We start from the raw sequence: 16,966 nt of genomic DNA on the forward strand, positions 1-16,966 counted from the left end.
ATGAGAAGGATCGCAGTATCGGTTTTTGTCGCTTTGTTCTGCAATTTTGCGAATGCCCAACAAACCCCGATTGTTGGCGTGTGGGAGCAGCTTCCCGTCACCGATGCTCATGGCGGACCCAATGCGGCGCGCCACAATATTGTTTTTGTCGATCGAAAAGTTGCTGATGACACGGTGTTCAGCGGACTGGTGGATGCCGGCACAAAGAACGGCGTTCTTTGTTGCGTGAAAGTCGGCAAGAACTCGTCCATCACGCTGGCGGAGTTGCTGAAAAAATATCAATGGGATAACGACATCGCAGATCACCTCAAGAAGATCACCGGCTGGAAATATATCTACGAAGCGAGCCTCGTTGATCAGTCCGCGCAGAATCCGAGGATGCGCAAGTTGGTAAAAGACTTAAGCATGCCCCCTGCTCTGTCGCCGTATTCCGCTGCTATCGTTTCGGGAAAAATCGCCAGCGAAGAAGTCGATAAGAAATTTGCCACTAGTGATGGAGCGATCTCCTTTTACACTCAATCGTTGCAGAACAAGAACGTCATTCAGTATAAATTTTCTGTCGATGGCCAGCCGGTGAAACTGACGGAAGAGATGTTTCCCGATTGATTGATGAAGCTGATTTGGCACGCGAAGATGGTATTCGATGACGTCGGGTGCCAACTCAATTGACGGGGGGATTATGACGGGAGTAATACGGGTTGGTGACCGTACCAGTTCGAATGGCGAAGTACTGGGTGGTTCGGCGAGCTGTTTCTTTATGGGGAAGGCCGTCGCAAGGATCGGGGATCCTGTGTCGTGTCCCAGGCACGGGGACAATCATATTGCCCGTGCTACGTCGCAAGCCCGCGATAAAGGCTTAGAGGTGGCGCAACACGGTGATGCATGCGAGTGTGGTTGCACGCTCATTTCGTCTCTGCCCACGGGTGGTCTTAGATAGTGCATATCGCCCCATAGTCACCTGACCGGTCGACAGCGACCGGTCCGACTGCCCCGCGCGCGCATCGGTGACGATCGCGCAGATCGGGTGCAATGTATCCGTCAGCGCATCCCGTCTTGAACGCACGCAAGCCCGGTGCGAAGGTGTAGCCATCGTAGCAACGGAGCAAGGCGATGGACGACGCAACGGGAGAGACGGCTGTACCGACGGGCGCCCGACGCCCTCGGCAAGGCGAGGCATTCTGGCGCGAGATGGTCGTGGCATGGACCGCAAGCGGACTCGGCGCGCGACGTTTCTGTCGTGAGCGGGGGCTGGCCGTCAGTACCTTCGGCCTGTGGCGCAAGAAGCTCTCGGGCGAGGCACGGGCGGAGGCGCGTCCGCTCGAACTCACGCCAGACGCGGCATTTATCGTTTCCCATCCGGACACCACACGAGCCATTCAGGCGCCGCCATCGACGGTTGACGCTCCGTCGTCTTCACGTGATCGGGTGACGTTGTCACTCTCCGGTGTTCGCATCGAGCTGACCGGCGCTCATGCCGAGCGCATCGTGCGTTTCGTGCTCGGACAGCTTGGAGGTGCACGGTGCTGATCGCAGCCGATGTCCGTGCGTATATCTGCCGTGAGCCGGTCGACATGCGCAAATCGATTGATGGGCTGTCATATCTGGTCGAACCGCTGCTTGCCCAGAACCCTGTCTCGGGCAATCTGTTCGTGTTCGTCGGCCGGGATCGCTCGAAAGTCAAATGTCTATACTGGGATCGCAGTGATCTTTTGATTCAACGCGCGATGTCGTGATAGTGCTTTATCAACAGCGATTTTGGCCTGGATGACAACTAGACAAACGGCAAGCAGGTGTCCGATTTCTTTCGCACCGTCGAATATGGTTTAGCCCCATTGGTTCAGGGCGTAATTTACCACGGAACAGGTCACGAGGAATGTGACCTGCGCTCCACGGTGTATAGAATTTTTAGGTTGCTACATCACAAACAGACGGAGTCCTCAAACATCAATATTCCCCGCCCTAAGCGCATTCGACTCAATAAACGCCCGCCGCGGCTCCACATCATCCCCCATGAGCGTCGTGAAGATGCCGTCGGCCGCAATAGCATCCTCAATCTGCACGCGAAGAAGACGACGCACGGTCGGATCCATCGTAGTCTCCCAAAGCTGCCCAGGGTTCATCTCACCGAGACCTTTATACCGCTGCTTGGAAATATTCCGTTCAGCATCAGCCAGCAGCCACTTCATAGCGCTCTTGAAGTCGGTAACCGCCATACTCCGCTCACCACGCTTGATCACCGCACCCGTACCAATCAACCCCTTAAACGTATTAGCGGTATTGATCAGCTGTTGGTAATCAGCGGTCAGCTGAAAATCCTGATCCAGCACGGAGATCTTTTGATTACCATGATGCGTCCGAGCGACGCGCAGCGAGCGCAACTCCCGCACCGGGTCATACATCGTCGTGACCTTAACCTCAGGCTTCAACGCATCATCCCGCAACTTAGCCTCAAGCGCCTTAGCCGAACCCTCAGCCGCTTCCTCACTAGACAGGTCAATCCCAACCCCATCCATCACAGCCTCAAGCGCCCCAGCGTCATACAACCGGCTCAGACGGTTAACCACAGCTTGAGCAAGCAAATAAGCCCGAGCCAACTCACCCAACGCATCCCCAGTAATCGGCGTAGCGTTTTCAGAAGCCAAAAGCTCCGACCCCTGCAACGCCAGCTTCAGGATGTGAGCATTAACCTCAGCCTCATCCTTCAAATACCGCTCATCCTTACCCGCCTTGATCTTGAACAGCGGCGGCTGCGCAATATAGATATACCCACGCTCGATCATGTCCGGCATCTGCCGATAGAAGAACGTCAGCAGCAGCGTCCGGATGTGAGCGCCGTCCACATCAGCATCGGTCATGATGATGATGCGGTGATAACGCAGCTTATCCAGGTTGTAATCTTCCTTGCCGATCCCGCAACCGAGAGCAGTAATCAAAGTCACAATCTGCTCCGAAGAAAGCAGCTTGTCATAGCGCGCCTTCTCCACATTGAGCACCTTGCCGCGCAGCGGCAAAATCGCCTGAAACTTCCGGTCACGCCCCTGCTTTGCCGAGCCGCCTGCCGAGTCGCCCTCGACGATATAAATCTCCGACTTCGCCGGGTCCTTCTCCTGACAATCCGCCAGCTTCCCAGGCAAACCGACGCCATCCAGAACGCCCTTGCGCCGCGTCATTTCACGCGCCTTCCGAGCCGCATCCCGAGCCCGCGCAGCATCAACAATCTTGCCGCAAATGATCTTCGCGTCGTTCGGCGTTTCCAGCAGGAATTCTTCGAGCGCCTTCGCGACCACATCCTCCACCGGCGCGCGCACTTCCGACGACACCAGCTTGTCCTTGGTCTGCGCGCTGAACTTCGGCTCCGGCACCTTCACCGACAGCACGCACGAGAGCCCTTCGCGCATGTCATCGCCGGACGTCTCGACCTTCGCTTTCTTCGCGACTTCGTGATCGTTGATGTACTTGTTCAACACGCGCGTCATCGCCGCCCGCAACCCGGTCAGGTGCGTGCCGCCGTCGCGCTGCGGAATGTTGTTCGTGAAGCACAGCACGTTTTCGTTGTAGCTGTCGTTCCACTGCATCGCCACTTCCACGCCCACGCCGTCCTTCTCGCCGCTGATGTGGAAAATGTTCGGGTGCAGCACGCTCTTGTTCTTGTTGATGTACTCAACAAAACCCTTCACGCCGCCCACAAACGCGAAATCTTCTTCCTTGCCGCTGCGTTGGTCGGTCAGGCGAATCCGCACGCCGTTATTCAGGAACGACAGTTCGCGAATCCGCTTGGCCAGAATGTCGTAATGATATTCGACATTGCCGAAGATCGTGTCGTCAGCCAGGAAGTGCACTTCGGTGCCGCGGTTCTCGGTGTCGCCGATCACCTGAATCGGCGACACGGCCACGCCGTCGATCTCTTCGATCACGCGGTTCTGGGGCACGCCACGGTGAAACTCCATGAAGTGCTTCTTGCCGTCGCGGCGCACCGTGAGCCGCAGCCACGCGGAGAGCGCGTTCACGCACGACACGCCCACGCCGTGCAGGCCGCCGGACACCTTGTAGCTGTTCTGGTCGAACTTGCCGCCGGCGTGCAGCTCGGTCATCACGATTTCAGCGGCGCTGCGCTTCGGATCGTGCTTGTCGTCCATCTTGAGACCGGTCGGCACACCGCGGCCATTGTCGGTGATGGAAATCGAGTTGTCCGCGTGGATGATCACCTGGATATCGTTGCAGTGCCCGGCCAACGCTTCGTCGATCGAGTTGTCCAGCACTTCGAATACGAGGTGATGCAGACCGGTGCCGTCCGATGTATCCCCGATGTACATCCCGGGACGCTTGCGCACCGCCTCCAGACCTTCGAGGATCTGAATCGACGAGGCGCCGTAGCTGTTATCGGGTTGCGAATTGTTCAGTTCAGTCATGGATTTTTTCCGGTTCTGCGTTACTGCAAGGTTGCTGCTCGGGACTTTTCAAAACACCATAAAAACGCCAAAGGGGCGCTGCGCCCCTTGGTGTGTTCTTGGTTTTTGGACGCGTTAGATGCGCATCGGCATCACGACGTATTTGAATTCGTCGTTCTCGGGAATCGTGATCAACGCGCTGGAGCTGGCGTCGCCCAGGCTCACTTGCAACATGTCGACCTTCAGGTTCGCGAGCACGTCGAGCAGATACGTGACGTTGAACCCGATATCGACGCTGTCGCCGTCGTATGCGATTTCCAGTTCTTCCTGCGCCTCTTCCTGATCGGCGTTGGTCGACATGATCTTCAACTGGCCCGGCTCGATGATGCAGCGCACGCCCTTGAATTTGTCCGAGGTCAGAATTGCGGCGCGTTGCAGCGAACGCTGCAGTTCTTCACGGCCGATCACGAACTGATTCTTGTGCGACTTCGGAATCACGCGCTGGAAGTCGGGGAATTTGCCTTCCACCAGCTTCGACACCAGTTCCACCTGGCCGAAAGTGAACTTCACCTGCGTGGGCGCGATGTCGATCTTCAGCGTGTCGTCGATGTCTTCCAGCAGGCGCTGCAGTTCCAGAATCGTCTTGCGCGGAATGATCACTTCCTGGCGCGCGAACGAGCCTTCGATCTTCATCGACGAGAACGCCAGACGGTGGCCGTCGGTCGCGACCGCCATCAGCTGGTCGCCGTCCACCACCAGCAGCATGCCGTTCAGGTAGTAGCGGATGTCTTGCTGGGCCATCGAGAAATGGACCATGCCGAGCAGCTGGCGGAACGTCTTTTGGGGAACCACCAGGTTCGCGCCGTAGTCTTTAGCCTGAGCGACGGTCGGGAACTCGTCGGCCGCCAGGGTTTGCAGCGCAAAGCGGCTCTTGCCGGATTGCACGGTCAAACGCTTGTCGTTCAGCGTGAGCGTGACCTGCCCGTCGGGCATGGCGCGCAGAATGTCGAGGAGCTTTCTTGCTGCCACGGTGGTGGCGACCGAATCGCCGCCCACGCCGAAATCCGCGCGCGTGGTGATCTGCAACTCGAGGTCGGTCGACAGGAACGACACGTCCGGGCCGTTCTTGGTAATCAGCAAATTGGCGAGGATCGGCAACGTATGGCGGCGTTCGACGATGCCGCTCACGGTTTGCAGCGGCCTGAGGAGGTTATCGCGTTCGGTCTTGACCAGTTGCATAGAGTTCCTTCGTTGATATGACGGCCTGCGCGCCTTGCCAGGCAGCTTTCCAGCACGCAAGCCGTGGCTCCCCGCCGGCGCCACGCAGCGCCTGTCACGGCGTGAAATCCGCCCGCGGCCGCCGGGCGGTTAAACCTGTATTGTGCCTGAAAACGGAACCGCCTCACTAAAATGGGGGCGAGTTTGGAAATAAACAGGTCGATTTTTCCGTCCGGGCCGCTTAGCCCTTCAGGGTCTGCTCCAGCACGTGCAGTTCGTGGTTCAGTTGCGCGTCCTTGCTGCGCTCGTCGGCAATCTTGCGCACCGCGTGCAGCACCGTGGTGTGATCGCGCCCACCGAACAATTCGCCGATTTCGGGCAAACTTTTCTGCGTCAGTTCCTTCGCCAGATACATCGCGATCTGCCGCGGCCGCGCGATGTTCGCCGGACGCTTCTTCGAATACATGTCGGCCACTTTGATGCTGTAGAAGTCGGCCACCGTCTTCTGGATGTTTTCCACGGAAATCTGCCGGTTTTGCACCGTCAGCAGGTCTTTCAGCGCTTCTTTCGTCAGTTCGATGGTGATTTCGCGGCCGTGGAACTTCGAGTACGCGAGAATCTTGCGCAGCGCGCCTTCGAGCTCACGCACGTTCGAGCGCAAATGTTTCGCGACGAAGAACGCGACGTCTTCGTTCAGGCTCACGAACTCCGATTGCGCCTTGCGCATCAGAATCGCGACGCGCATTTCCAGTTCGGGCGGCTCGATCGCCACCGTCAGGCCGGAGTCGAAGCGCGAGATCAGGCGGTCGTCGATGCCCGAAATTTCCTTCGGGTACGTGTCACTGGTGATGATCACCTGCGCCTTGTTCGCGACCAGCGCCTCGAACGCATAGAAGAATTCTTCCTGCGTGCGCGACTTGCCTGAGAAAAATTGAATATCGTCGATCAGCAGCAGGTCGAGCGAGTGGTAGTAGCGCTTGAAGTCGTCGAACGCCTTGCGCTGGTACGCCTTCACCACGTCGGACACATATTGTTCCGCGTGGATGTAGCGAATCCGCGCGCCGGCCTTGTCCATCAGGAGCTGGTTGCCGATCGCGTGGATCAGGTGGGTCTTGCCGAGACCCACGCCGCCGTACAGGAACAGCGGGTTGTACGAGATGCCCGGATTGTCCGCGACCTGGATCGCCGCGGCGCGCGCCAGCTGGTTGGCCTTACCGGTCACGAAATTGTCGAAGGTGAGCACAGGGTTCAGCTTCGAACGCTCGTACATCGAGTCGTTTTCGCCGCTGTTGGCGCTCACGCTCTGGCCCGGACGCCACGTGCGGCGGGCGGCAGCGGCTTCGTTGGCGTCGAGGCTCGGTAGGTCGAGGTCGGCGGAATCTTCGGCTGCAGCCGCCGATGCGCGGGCGTTCGCATTCTGCTGCGCAGCCGCGTTGACGCCGCCGGCGCGAGCGGCCTGCGCCGCTTGCACGGCGCCCACCGCTGCGTCCACCGCGGCAACGGCCATGTTGCCGCCCATCGGCGCGGACAAAACCGGACGCCCCGGCGCCGCTGCCGCCGGGGCGCGCATGCCTGCTTTGGGGTCCAACACGAATTGCACGTCGACCGGTGCGTGCCAGAAATCGCGGGCCATATCCGCGATGCGGCCGGAGAACTGGCTCTTGACCCAGTCGAGCTTGAAGCGGTTCGGCGCAGCGATGCTGAGCGTGTTCGCAGCGGCGTCGAAGGCGACCGGGGCCAACGGTTTGATCCACGTCACGTACTGCTGGGGCGTAAGCTCACGCTCCAGCAATGCGGAACAGTGTTGCCAGAAATCGTTCATCGAGTTGCTGTCGTTATGGTGTGCACGGCGGTTCGCCGCTGCCACTGTCGCGCGCACGCAACAAGGCCCTGAGCAGCCAGGCGTAACGGCTCCAGGCGCTTGTTCCACAAGGGTTTGCGGGGCAAGCGAGCCGGAGCGGCGTGCAGGATTCTTGGAAAGTAAGGCGAGATTCTAACGCCAAATCGGACCCGAAAGGGAGTTATCCACAGGGACTGATCACTTGACAAAGCGCGCCGGGCCCGCGGCCGAACCAGGCTAAACTATTGACGCCCAACAGAAAACCGGTTTAAATAGCGGGTTCCGCGAAAACCAATTCAGTGAACCTCCGGCCATTGCGCTTTCAGCGATGATCGCGCGGTTATTTTTCGATCAAGTGAGAGCAACATGAAACGTACTTACCAACCTTCAGTTACCCGTCGCAAGCGCACCCACGGCTTCCGCGTTCGCATGAAGACCGCAGGTGGCCGCAAGGTCATCAACGCACGTCGCGCGAAGGGCCGCAAGCGCCTCGCCATCTAAGGCAGGCGAGCGGATTGCGCGCTGTGACCGAAGCCCGCGGTGAAGCGGGAACGGCTGGGGCGCAGCAGCAGGGCTCGGTTCCGTTGCGAGCGCAAGCCGACTTCCCCAAAGCCGCGAGGCTGCTAAAAACGGATGAATTTTCATCCGTTTTTCGTTTGCGACCGTGGCGCCGCACCGCGCACTTCGTGGTGTACGGCCGGCCCACCGGCAAAGACGCTCGCCTGGGTCTCGTGATCGGCAAGAAGTATGCGCCGCGCGCGGCCACGCGTAATCTGGTACGTCGAATCGCACGTGAAGCCTTCCGGCTGCGGCGCGCCGAATTCGGCGGTTGGGATGTGCTGCTGCGTTTGCACACGCGCTTCGACAAGAAGGCTTTGCCGAGCGCCTCGTCGCCGCCGTTGAAGGCGCTGTGCCGCAGTGAAATCGAGGCGCTGCTCGACAAGGCAGCGCGCGAAATTGTCCGTCGCGAGGCGCCGCCCGCGGAAGCGCCCAAGACGGAATGACGCTCAAGTGACCGCCCATACCGCAGCGTTGGCAGCGCTGCTGCGCGGGCGTCGCCCGGTACTCCACGTTGCGCGGCGCTGTCAGGCCGCACCAGCCATGCAAACGGTACTCATCGCTTTACTGCGTTTCTACAAGATTGCCGTGAGCCCCATGCTCGGCAACCGGTGCCGTTTTTACCCTTCCTGCTCTGATTACGCGCGCGAAGCAATCCAGTATCATGGCGCCGCGCGCGGGACTTATCTCGCCGCCAGGCGTATTTGCCGCTGCCACCCGTTTTCCGCGGGCGGCATCGATCTCGTCCCGCCTCCCACTTCTGAAAAGCGCTGACGCGCCGTTCCATCGACACTGAGACAACGCATGGATATCAAACGCACCGTCCTATGGGTCATCTTCTTCATGTCAGCGGTCATGCTGTTCGACAACTGGCAACGCGACCACGGACGCCCGTCGATGTTCTTCCCGAGCGCCACGCCGACCAAGGCCGTCGGTAGCGCCGAACCGGGAACCACGACGCCGGGAACCCAGCCCGCCGATCTGCCGGCCACCAATGCAGCAGCGCCGGGCAACGCGCCGGCGGCAACGCAGTCGCAACTGATCAAGTTCAGCACCGACGTCTATAACGGCGAGATCGACACCCGCGGCGGCACGCTGTCGAAGCTGTCGCTCGTCAAGCAAGGCGACGGCAAGCAGTCGGAGCTGGTGATCACGCTGTTCGACCGCACCGCGAACCACACGTATCTGGCGCGCACGGGTCTGCTCGGCGGCGACTTCCCGAACCATAACGACGTCTACACGCCGGTGCCGAACCAGCCGCACGAACTGACGGGCGACGCCAAGTCGTTCCAGATCAGCTTCGAGTCGCCGGTCAAGGGTGGCGTGAAGGTCATCAAGACCTACACGTTCACGCGCGGCAGCTACGTGATCGGCGTCGATACGAAGATCGAGAACGTCGGCACGGCGCCGGTGAGCCCGTCGGTCTATATGGAACTGGTGCGCGACAGCCAGCCGGTGGAAACGCCGCGCTTCTCGCACACGTTCATCGGACCGGCTGTCTACACCGATCAGCATCACTTCCAGAAGATCGACTTCAGCGACATCGACAAGAACAAGGCAACCTACGCGAACACGGCCGACAACGGCTGGATCGCGATGGTGCAGCATTACTTCGCGTCGGCGTGGGTTCCGCAGCAGGGCGCGAAGCGCGATATTTACGTCGAGAAGATCGATCCGGCGCTGTATCGCGTCGGTGTGAAGCAGCCGGTGGCGACGATCGCCCCGGGCCAGTCGGTCGACGTCGCGGCACGCCTGTTCGCCGGTCCTGAAGAAGAGCGCATGCTGGAAGGCGTCGCACCGGGCCTCGAACTCGTGAAGGACTACGGCTATGTGACGATCATCGCGAAGCCGCTCTTCTGGCTGCTCGAGAAGATCCACAGCTATGTCGGCAACTGGGGCTGGGCGATCGTGCTGCTCACGCTGTTGATCAAGGCGGTGTTCTTCCCGCTGTCGGCGGCGAGCTACAAGTCGATGGCGCGCATGAAGGCGATCACGCCGCGCATGCAGGCGCTGCGCGAACGCTTCAAGGGCGATCCGCAGAAAATGAACGCCGCGCTGATGGAGCTGTACAAGACCGAAAAGGTCAATCCGTTCGGCGGCTGTCTGCCGGTCGTGATCCAGATTCCGGTGTTCATCTCGCTGTACTGGGTGCTGCTGTCGTCGGTGGAAATGCGCGGCGCGCCGTGGATTCTGTGGATTCACGATCTGTCGCAACAGGATCCGTTCTTCATCCTGCCGGTGCTGATGGCCGTCTCGATGTTCCTGCAGACCAAGCTGAACCCGACGCCGCCGGACCCGGTTCAAGCCAAGATGATGATGTTCATGCCGATCGCGTTCTCGGTCATGTTCTTCTTCTTCCCGGCGGGTCTCGTGCTGTACTACGTCGTGAACAACGTGCTGTCGATCGCCCAGCAGTACTACATCACGCGGATGATGGGCCAGTCGAAGACGAAAGCGGCCTGACGATGTCAGTGGCGGGCGGCAGTAGCGCCCGCCGGTTGTCGGAAACTGAAGAAGCCAGCTGAAAAGCCAGCCGCAAAAAAGCCGCCCGGTTCGCGCCGGGCGGTTTTTTATTGGGCTTCAGGGTTCGCCGTCTATTTGATCGTCAGCACCGCCATACAATTCGGTGATCATTTCTTCGACCAGATTTCGCTGACGCGGCGGCAATCCCGCGAGCCTCGAAGCAAGCTCAATCATTTCAGGCGACAGCGGATATTTCTCGCCGCGCGCGAGCGGTTTGACCTTGCCCACAGGCGGTGGCCCGTAATGCAGCCAATGGACATCCTTTTGCAACCAGGTGGCCAAAACCTGCAACTTATCGGGCTTCGGAATCGTCGACCCTGCGAGCCATTTGTGGGCGGTTTGCGGCGAGACAGCGGGGCCGCTGCTATAGAGCAGATTGAATTTCCTGGCTAAATCTGTCCCACCCTTAATATCTTTAGGGAGTGAGTCTTTCAGCCGTTTGGCGAAAGCTACTTTTTCTTTGGAGGTCGGCATGGCCCGATTGTGCAATTCAGCGCATAATCAGTGGACAACCGTTCACGCTATACTTTAGCGTAAATAGGCTATTTTTAGCCTGAAATGGCCATCAAATAACGCTTTTCGCGATTTCGTCGAATATCGCTTTTTCCTTCTGCAGCATGGACTTCAGAGGTTTATGCGCGTCAAGGAGTCGCCAGCGCGTCTTAATCCATCTTAGCTTATTTGAGATAAATCCTTATTTGTCTGATGAGCTGCGCAGAGCCTTAGGAGTCCCTTGCCCTTGAAGGTGCGCGCGCGAGTGCCCGCGTTACAATGCCCGGCGCCCACTGGCGGGCGTTTCAATCTCTTCTGATAGCTTCCTTCCCATGCTCACCACCGATTCCGATCCGATTGTCGCCATTGCCACCGCGCCCGGCCGAGGAGGTATCGGAGTCGTTCGGATTTCGTTTGGCCGCGCAGCCGAAACGGCGGCCCAGCCGCTGATGCAAGCGCTCACCGGCCAGACGCTCGCACCGCGCCACGCCAGCTACGTGCCGTTCCTCGATGACAGCGGCAACGCGCTCGATCGCGGCATCGCGCTGTACTTTCCCGCGCCGCACTCCTACACCGGGGAGCATGTGCTCGAACTGCAAGGTCACGGCGGCCCGGTCGTGCTGCAACTGGTCTTGCAGCGTTGCATCGACGCCGGCCGCGCGTTCGGTCTGCGTCTGGCCGAGCCGGGCGAGTTCACGCGCCGCGCGTTTCTCAACGACAAGCTGGATCTGGCGCAGGCCGAAGCCGTTGCCGATCTGATCGAGGCCAGCACCGAGGCCGCCGCGCGCTCGGCGGGGCGTTCGCTCGACGGCGCGTTTTCGCGCGACATTCACGCGTTGGTCGAAGAGGTGATCACGCTGCGGATGCTGGTCGAAGCGACGCTCGACTTCCCGGAAGAAGAAATCGACTTCCTCGAAGCCGCGGATGCCCGCGGCAAGCTCGCGCGGATTCGCGAGCGGCTCGCGCACGTGCTGAGCGAAGCGCGGCAAGGGGCATTGCTGCGTGAGGGCTTGTCGGTGGTGCTCGCGGGGCAGCCGAATGTCGGCAAGTCGTCGCTGCTGAACGCGCTGGCCGGCGCGGAACTGGCCATCGTCACGCCGATCGCCGGCACGACACGCGACAAGGTCGCGCAGACCATCCAGATCGAAGGCATTCCGCTGCACGTGATCGACACCGCCGGCCTGCGCGATACCGAGGACGAAGTGGAGAAGATCGGCATCGCACGCACGTGGAGCGAGATCGAACGCGCGGACGTGGTGCTGCATCTGCTCGACGCAAGAACCGGCATGACCGCCGAAGACGAGACGATCGCCGGCCGCTTTCCGGGCGGCGTGCCGGTGGTGCGGGTGCTGAACAAAACCGATCTGACTGATTTGGCGCCGGAGGTGAAATCGCTCAGCACGGCGGCAGACGTCGATCTGAGCGAGGTGCGGCTGTCGGCGAAACAAGGCGACGGCGTCACGCTGCTGCGCCAGGAACTCTTGCGGATCGCCGGCTGGCAAGCCGGCGCGGAGAGCGTGTATCTCGCGCGCGAGCGGCATCTGATCGCGCTGCGCGAGGCAGAGGAGCATCTGGCGACGGCCGCCGCACACGCCGATCAGAACTCGCAGGCGCTGGATCTCTTCGCTGAAGAGCTGCGTCTCGCACAGGACCAGTTGAACTCGATCACCGGTGAATTCAGTTCGGACGACTTGCTCGGCGTGATTTTCAGCAGGTTCTGTATCGGCAAGTAGAGAGTTTCCGAATTTTGCAGGGACAAACCCGATAGGACTGGCATATAAGCCACATCACGCACTACTTCCGAAAACGTTCGACCGAGCTTCGTTGACCAAAAACAGCCCAAATCTTTGGTACACAGCGGGTACACGGTTTAGAATCGCGTCTGTCCGTGAGTCAACGATTCGAGAATGCCAAAACTAGCCGCGCCCCTAACCGAAACTCAGATACGTGCGCTAGAACCGCGCGCGACCCGATATTCAGTAGCCGACGGCAACGGCCTGGTCATCGAAGTCATGACGACCGGCACAAAAGTCTGGCGTTTCCGTTATTCGCTCAACGGCAAGCGGCAGCCGCTCGTCACGATCGGCGACTACAGAATGATCTCGCTGCGGGTCGCCCGCGCGAAGGCGCAAAAGTACGCCGAAATGGTCGCAAGCGGCGTCTCGCCGGTGGCCACGGCGCGCAGAGACCGTGGCGCGGAAAGCAAGGCGGACGTTCTGCGAGAGGGCGCGGAGCTCTATCTCGCGACGGAGATGGCCGGCAAGTCGGAAGAATATCAACGCACCACGCGGCGGGCACTGGAAAAGGACGTGTTGCCCTCGATTGGCGGCAAGCCGATAAAAGCCGTGACTGCCGACGACATCCTCGCGATATGCGACACGATCAAAAGCCGTGGCTCCCCAAAAATGGCGCTGCATACGCGCAATGTGGTGAAGCGGCTCTATGAGTATCTGATCGCCCGCCAACTCGCGACGACAAACCCCGCGCAGGTCATTGCGGCTCGCTCCATAGCTACATCGGACAGCCGCACCCGCGTCCTCTCCCCAGACGAAATCGGCACGATGCTCCGTTCGATTTACGCATCGAGTATCCGGAGACCGCTGAAGCTAGCCTTGCATCTTCTGGTGCTGACGATGGTTCGAAAGTCCGAACTCGTCGAGTCGACGTGGTCCGAATTCGACCTGGACACAGCGCTCTGGACGATTCCGGCCGCGCGAATGAAGAAAGACCGGGGCCACGACGTGTATCTCCCGCACCAGGCGGTTGCGATGCTTCGGGAGTTGCGCGGCGGCACGGCTAGTCGAAATTTCGTATTCCCGACAGTCAGGGGCGACAACCGGCCCATCGCGAAGAGCACCCTCAATCAAGCCGTCAAGGCACTCGGACTCGACGTGGAACATTTCGTTTTGCATGACTTTCGGCGCACCGCGTCGACACATTTGCGCGAGTTGGGACAGCCATCAGGCGCGATCGAAAAGACCTTGGCGCATACGATCAAGGACACCGCAAGCGTCAATGGCGTGGAAGATGCCGCCGAGCGGCGCGGGATCTTGCAGCTCTGGGCAGACTTCGTCGATACCCAGATCCAGGGCGGCCGAAATGTAGGGACAGGCCCGTTCTGATGGCATCCGACAGATAGGGCGTTGCCCACCTTACCGAAGACAGTTCCCATTCGATGGTTGGTACACAGCGGCATAAAAACCATATGCAAGGTGTTGTAGAAAAAAGAAAATTTATCTCCCCACTAGGTTCCTATCGCGTCGGTAACAACGCGTTCACGCTCTCATCACTTTCAACGCACAGCGCCCTTTTCTCTCGCCATTCATCGCCTAAACTGAAGCATGCGCGCAACCCGATACGGAGGCTCCCATGTCTGAATCGTTGATGGCTTATTTGCTGGGACCCCTGGTGATGCTGATGGTCGGCGTTGCGATCTGGGCTGCGTCGCACTATAGCCACAAGACAAGGCCGGAACGCCTGGAGCGCTGGCTCGATACGCACTATGCGGAATGGTTGCATCACAAACACTGAGCACCGCACGAAATAAAAAGGCCGTCGCATGCCGCGACGGCCTTTTTGTGTAGCGCGCGATTATCATCGCCGGCTCGCCCCACCTATCCGCCTGTTTACCACCCCGGCGGAGGCTCCTGCGGATAACCATAGTACTGTCCGGGCGGCGGCGCACCGCACGCGACGTACGCACGCTGGTACTGGTCATAGCAGTATCCCGGCGGCGGCCCCGCATAGACAGGAGCCGGTTGATACACCGGTTGCGCGTAGACAGGCTGCTGGTAAGCCACCACCGGCGCCGGATTCAAAGCGGACGTCACCACAGCGCCGAGCAATGCACCGCCGATCAGCGCGCCGACCACATCGCCGCCATTGCCATGAGCCGACGCTTGTCCGGTCACACTCAGACTTCCGACCATCAACAACGCCACTGCAATCTTTTTCATGTCTGACTCCCCGCCGTTTAGGCATGAAACAGATTGTGTATGGCGCGCGCGGAAATAGATGCTGCAAGTGGTAACGGGGAATTACCGGTGTAACGCTGAAACCGCTCTTCAAAGCCGTTGCTGTCGCCTTTGCAAGACCATCGCAACCCACCTCCATTCCCCCGATCAATGTAGAATTCGCCGCATAAGCCGTCAGGAAAATCTGACGAATGCAAAGCTTTCCGATCCTCCAATTCACCTGACAAATCAGCTTCGACAGGCGCAGCGTCGACAAGCGGGCGGGCGCCGAGACCAAGCCAAGAAAGTAAGGGGCGTGCGCGTGAAACAGTGGACCATCCGGCAACGGATTCTGTGCAGCTTCGGCATCGTGCTGATCGTGATGCTGGCCATGGCAATCGTCACCTTCGAACAGCTCGGCGGCATCGACCGCGACGCGAAGAGTCAGCAGCAGGATTCCATGCCGGGCCTCTACTACGCGACCGCGATGCGCACAGCGTGGCTCGAGAACTACACGGTCACCCAGCGCCTCATCTACCTGGACGAGGACGCCGAGTCCGTCAAGCGCGACACCGCGCGTCTGACCGAAACCCAGCAGACGCTTCAAAAGCTCCTCAACGACTACAGCACCACTGTCTTCCGCCAGACCGACCGCGACCTCTTCAACGATTTCCGGCAGCAGCACACGCAGTTCCTGTCCATCCAGACCACACTGGTGAATGCGCTGGCGGGTTCGAAAGAGAACGCCAGGCGCATCTTCAACACGCAACTCACGCCGATCTGGGAGAGCGGCCGGGTGGCAGTGCTCAAGATCGTTGACGACAACAAGAGCGTCGCCGACCAATCCGCCGAGAGCATCCGCAACTCGGTCGAGACCACCCGCATCGTGCTGCTCGTGATGCTGCTGGTCGCCGCGGCCGTTGCCGCGCTGGCAGGCCTCTGGCTGCTGCGCGCGGTCACCACGCCGATGGCCAAGGTGCTGCAAGTCGTCGACATCATGCGCACCGGCGATCTCACGCAACGTCTGCAACTGAACCGCGCCGACGAAATCGGCGCGCTCGAAGCCGGCTTCAACCGGATGACCGACGAACTGACCGCTCTCGTCGGCCAGGCGCAGAAGTCGGCGGTGCAGGTCACCACGTCGGTCACGGAAATCGCCGCGACGGCCCGCGAGCAGCAAGCCACGGCGAACGAAACCGCGGCGACCACCACCGAGATCGGCGCGACCTCCCGAGAAATCTTCGCGACCTCGCGCGATCTGCTGCGCACGATGAACGAAGTCTCCGAAGTCGCCGGCCAGTCGGCGGCGCTCGCGGGCACCGGTCACGCCGGTCTCACGCGCATGGAGGAAACCATGCGCCTCGTGATGGAGGCGGCCGGTTCGGTCAACGCGAAGCTTGCGATCCTCAACGAGAAGGCCAGCAACATCAACCAGGTCGTCGCCACCATCACCAAGGTTGCGGACCAGACCAACCTGCTGTCGCTGAATGCGGCGATCGAAGCGGAAAAAGCCGGCGAATATGGCCGCGGCTTCGCGGTCGTGGCGACGGAAATCCGCCGTCTCGCCGATCAGACAGCGGTGGCGACCTACGATATCGAACAGATGGTCAAGGAGATCCAGTCGGCGGTGGCCGCGGGTGTGATGGGCATGGACAAGTTCTCCGAGGAAGTGCGGCGCGGCATGCTCGACGTGCAGAGCGTCGGCGGCCATCTCACGGAGATCATCCAGCAGGTGCAGGCGCTCGCGCCGCGCTTCTCGATGGTCAACGAAGGCATGCAGACGCAAGCCACCGGCGCCGAGCAGATCACCCAGGCGCTGACGCAGCTGTCGGAAGCCGCGCAGCAAACGGCCGAGTCGTTGCGCCAGTCGACCCAGGCCATCGACGACCTGACACACGTCGCAAATAGCCTGCGCACCGGCGTGTCGCGCTTCAAGGTGCAAGCCTGACGCGCCACAGCGGGCTCATTGACACGAACGCCCGCACTCACACTCA

The 16,966-nt window shown here is 60.2% G+C and carries 17 protein-coding genes; 12 read left to right on the plus strand and 5 right to left on the minus strand.

Annotated features, from left to right (window positions below):
- From AC3WLT_RS04475 to tnpB, 4 genes are all read left to right on the plus strand, one after another.
- On the plus strand, positions 1 to 606 hold the full coding sequence (locus tag AC3WLT_RS04475; RefSeq protein ID WP_492590715.1) for a hypothetical protein: 606 nt from the start codon (positions 1 to 3) through the stop codon (positions 604 to 606).
- Between the two features lie 73 nt (positions 607 to 679).
- On the plus strand, positions 680 to 937 hold the full coding sequence (locus tag AC3WLT_RS04480; RefSeq protein ID WP_492590820.1) for a PAAR domain-containing protein: 258 nt from the start codon (positions 680 to 682) through the stop codon (positions 935 to 937).
- A gap of 173 nt (positions 938 to 1,110) precedes the next feature.
- Positions 1,111 to 1,527 carry an IS66 family insertion sequence element accessory protein TnpA gene (gene tnpA, locus AC3WLT_RS04485; protein ID WP_492590716.1) on the plus strand — a complete coding sequence of 139 codons (417 nt, stop codon included), beginning with the start codon at positions 1,111 to 1,113 and terminating at the stop codon, positions 1,525 to 1,527.
- Positions 1,521 to 1,733 (plus strand): IS66 family insertion sequence element accessory protein TnpB, encoded by a 213-nt coding sequence (gene tnpB, locus AC3WLT_RS04490; protein ID WP_492590717.1) that lies wholly within the window; start codon positions 1,521 to 1,523, stop codon positions 1,731 to 1,733. Before tnpA ends, tnpB begins: the two co-directional genes overlap by 7 nt.
- Before the next feature lie 204 nt (positions 1,734 to 1,937).
- On the opposite strand, the gene gyrB is transcribed toward tnpB, so the two are convergent.
- From gyrB to dnaA, 3 genes are all read right to left on the minus strand, one after another.
- Entirely contained in the window at positions 1,938 to 4,409 is a 2,472-nt protein-coding gene (gene gyrB / locus AC3WLT_RS04495) for a DNA topoisomerase (ATP-hydrolyzing) subunit B (RefSeq protein ID WP_492590718.1), read from the minus strand.
- Positions 4,410 to 4,523: 114 nt separating this feature from the next.
- Positions 4,524 to 5,627: a DNA polymerase III subunit beta gene (gene dnaN, locus AC3WLT_RS04500; RefSeq protein WP_028197661.1), complete on the minus strand. Its 1,104-nt coding sequence runs from the start codon at positions 5,625 to 5,627 to the stop codon at positions 4,524 to 4,526.
- 220 nt (positions 5,628 to 5,847) lie between these two features.
- Positions 5,848 to 7,428 carry a chromosomal replication initiator protein DnaA gene (gene dnaA / locus AC3WLT_RS04505; protein ID WP_492590719.1) on the minus strand — a complete coding sequence of 527 codons (1,581 nt, stop codon included), beginning with the start codon at positions 7,426 to 7,428 and terminating at the stop codon, positions 5,848 to 5,850.
- Positions 7,429 to 7,812: 384 nt separating this feature from the next.
- Between dnaA and rpmH the strand changes: the two genes are divergently transcribed.
- The 4 genes from rpmH to yidC all read left to right on the plus strand — a co-directional run bounded on the left by rpmH (position 7,813) and on the right by yidC (position 10,467).
- Positions 7,813 to 7,947 (plus strand): 50S ribosomal protein L34, encoded by a 135-nt coding sequence (rpmH, locus tag AC3WLT_RS04510; protein WP_004198824.1) that lies wholly within the window; start codon positions 7,813 to 7,815, stop codon positions 7,945 to 7,947.
- A 23-nt stretch (positions 7,948 to 7,970) separates the two neighbouring features.
- The gene (locus AC3WLT_RS04515; RefSeq protein ID WP_492590720.1) at positions 7,971 to 8,450 is read left to right on the plus strand and encodes a ribonuclease P protein component; all 480 of its coding nucleotides are present in this window, start codon (positions 7,971 to 7,973) and stop codon (positions 8,448 to 8,450) included.
- A 97-nt stretch (positions 8,451 to 8,547) separates the two neighbouring features.
- The gene (gene yidD, locus AC3WLT_RS04520) at positions 8,548 to 8,778 is read left to right on the plus strand and encodes a membrane protein insertion efficiency factor YidD (protein WP_492590821.1); all 231 of its coding nucleotides are present in this window, start codon (positions 8,548 to 8,550) and stop codon (positions 8,776 to 8,778) included.
- A gap of 30 nt (positions 8,779 to 8,808) precedes the next feature.
- Positions 8,809 to 10,467: a membrane protein insertase YidC gene (yidC, locus tag AC3WLT_RS04525; RefSeq protein WP_492590721.1), complete on the plus strand. Its 1,659-nt coding sequence runs from the start codon at positions 8,809 to 8,811 to the stop codon at positions 10,465 to 10,467.
- A gap of 117 nt (positions 10,468 to 10,584) precedes the next feature.
- Here yidC and AC3WLT_RS04530 read toward each other — a convergent pair whose 3' ends face one another.
- Entirely contained in the window at positions 10,585 to 11,001 is a 417-nt protein-coding gene (locus AC3WLT_RS04530; RefSeq protein WP_492590722.1) for an XRE family transcriptional regulator, read from the minus strand.
- Positions 11,002 to 11,351: 350 nt separating this feature from the next.
- Here AC3WLT_RS04530 and mnmE point away from each other — a divergent pair, with 350 nt between their 5' ends.
- From mnmE to AC3WLT_RS04545, 3 genes are all read left to right on the plus strand, one after another.
- Positions 11,352 to 12,752: a tRNA uridine-5-carboxymethylaminomethyl(34) synthesis GTPase MnmE gene (mnmE, locus tag AC3WLT_RS04535; protein WP_492590723.1), complete on the plus strand. Its 1,401-nt coding sequence runs from the start codon at positions 11,352 to 11,354 to the stop codon at positions 12,750 to 12,752.
- A gap of 174 nt (positions 12,753 to 12,926) precedes the next feature.
- On the plus strand, positions 12,927 to 14,141 hold the full coding sequence (locus AC3WLT_RS04540) for a tyrosine-type recombinase/integrase (RefSeq protein ID WP_492590724.1): 1,215 nt from the start codon (positions 12,927 to 12,929) through the stop codon (positions 14,139 to 14,141).
- Between the two features lie 247 nt (positions 14,142 to 14,388).
- A complete protein-coding gene (locus tag AC3WLT_RS04545) occupies positions 14,389 to 14,550 on the plus strand; it encodes a hypothetical protein (protein ID WP_492590725.1) in 162 nt (53 codons plus the stop codon).
- Positions 14,551 to 14,645: 95 nt separating this feature from the next.
- On the opposite strand, the gene AC3WLT_RS04550 is transcribed toward AC3WLT_RS04545, so the two are convergent.
- Positions 14,646 to 14,975 carry an ecotin precursor gene (locus AC3WLT_RS04550; protein ID WP_492590726.1) on the minus strand — a complete coding sequence of 110 codons (330 nt, stop codon included), beginning with the start codon at positions 14,973 to 14,975 and terminating at the stop codon, positions 14,646 to 14,648.
- Positions 14,976 to 15,294: 319 nt separating this feature from the next.
- Between AC3WLT_RS04550 and AC3WLT_RS04555 the strand changes: the two genes are divergently transcribed.
- On the plus strand, positions 15,295 to 16,920 hold the full coding sequence (locus AC3WLT_RS04555) for a methyl-accepting chemotaxis protein (RefSeq protein WP_492590822.1): 1,626 nt from the start codon (positions 15,295 to 15,297) through the stop codon (positions 16,918 to 16,920).
- Positions 16,921 to 16,966: the final 46 nt, after the last annotated feature.

Source organism: Paraburkholderia sp. FW306-2-2C-D06C (assembly GCF_058781505.1).

Coding starts and splice junctions, on each gene's coding strand:
- mnmE (WP_492590723.1), top strand. CDS start 11,352: ATGCTCACCACCGATTCCGATCCGATTGTCGCCATTGCCACCGCGCCC.
- dnaN (WP_028197661.1), bottom strand. CDS start 5,627: ATGCAACTGGTCAAGACCGAACGCGATAACCTCCTCAGGCCGCTGCAA.
- dnaA (WP_492590719.1), bottom strand. CDS start 7,428: ATGAACGATTTCTGGCAACACTGTTCCGCATTGCTGGAGCGTGAGCTT.
- AC3WLT_RS04475 (WP_492590715.1), top strand. CDS start 1: ATGAGAAGGATCGCAGTATCGGTTTTTGTCGCTTTGTTCTGCAATTTT.
- AC3WLT_RS04480 (WP_492590820.1), top strand. CDS start 680: ATGACGGGAGTAATACGGGTTGGTGACCGTACCAGTTCGAATGGCGAA.
- AC3WLT_RS04545 (WP_492590725.1), top strand. CDS start 14,389: ATGTCTGAATCGTTGATGGCTTATTTGCTGGGACCCCTGGTGATGCTG.
- tnpA (WP_492590716.1), top strand. CDS start 1,111: ATGGACGACGCAACGGGAGAGACGGCTGTACCGACGGGCGCCCGACGC.
- rpmH (WP_004198824.1), top strand. CDS start 7,813: ATGAAACGTACTTACCAACCTTCAGTTACCCGTCGCAAGCGCACCCAC.
- AC3WLT_RS04530 (WP_492590722.1), bottom strand. CDS start 11,001: ATGCCGACCTCCAAAGAAAAAGTAGCTTTCGCCAAACGGCTGAAAGAC.
- yidD (WP_492590821.1), top strand. CDS start 8,548: ATGCAAACGGTACTCATCGCTTTACTGCGTTTCTACAAGATTGCCGTG.
- AC3WLT_RS04550 (WP_492590726.1), bottom strand. CDS start 14,975: ATGAAAAAGATTGCAGTGGCGTTGTTGATGGTCGGAAGTCTGAGTGTG.
- gyrB (WP_492590718.1), bottom strand. CDS start 4,409: ATGACTGAACTGAACAATTCGCAACCCGATAACAGCTACGGCGCCTCG.
- AC3WLT_RS04540 (WP_492590724.1), top strand. CDS start 12,927: ATGCCAAAACTAGCCGCGCCCCTAACCGAAACTCAGATACGTGCGCTA.
- yidC (WP_492590721.1), top strand. CDS start 8,809: ATGGATATCAAACGCACCGTCCTATGGGTCATCTTCTTCATGTCAGCG.